The sequence below is a fragment of the Alkalihalophilus lindianensis genome (genome assembly GCF_032843265.1).
Classification (GTDB): domain Bacteria; phylum Bacillota; class Bacilli; order Bacillales; family Bacillaceae_D; genus Alkalihalophilus; species Alkalihalophilus lindianensis.
Window position 1 is genome coordinate 1 of the sequence record NZ_JAWJBA010000053.1, and the last position, 432, is coordinate 432.

Here is a 432-nt window from a genome sequence, read left to right on the forward strand (position 1 = left end):
CTTCGGATTGGATGATTTCTAAGACGCCCTCCATGAAAAAATAACCCTGCTGTTCGGCACGAGATTTTAAAATCGCAAAAATTAATTCCTTTTTCGTTAATTTGCTGTAATAGGTCACTTTATATTCGCGGGCAAGCTCATAAAGCTCCTTCAGCTTCATATTTTCTAAACTTGATATTGTTAAGTCCATTTGTACACCACTCTTTAATTTTTTCCGTCAATCCGCTTCAGGCGGGAGATGGTTTTTTTAAGTAGAACCGCTTCAAGCGCACAGCAACTAGCGACCTTTCTCTTTAGCGGAAATAGGCCCCGTTCTTTTGAGCTTTTGCTTTTCTTAGAGGATAAAAATAGAAGTTATAAATGGGATGAATAAAATAGCAGAGATATGCATATTATAAAAGCAATTTCTATTTTACCCCCAAAGCTAAAAAT

General features: G+C 36.6%; 1 protein-coding gene. It reads right to left on the reverse strand.

The window, feature by feature from the left end; all coding sequences use genetic code 11:
- Nucleotides 1–190 (reverse strand): Rho termination factor N-terminal domain-containing protein (locus RYX56_RS21240; RefSeq protein WP_317123976.1); only part of this gene is annotated, 190 nt, incomplete at its 3' end.
- Nucleotides 191–432 lie beyond the last annotated feature (242 nt).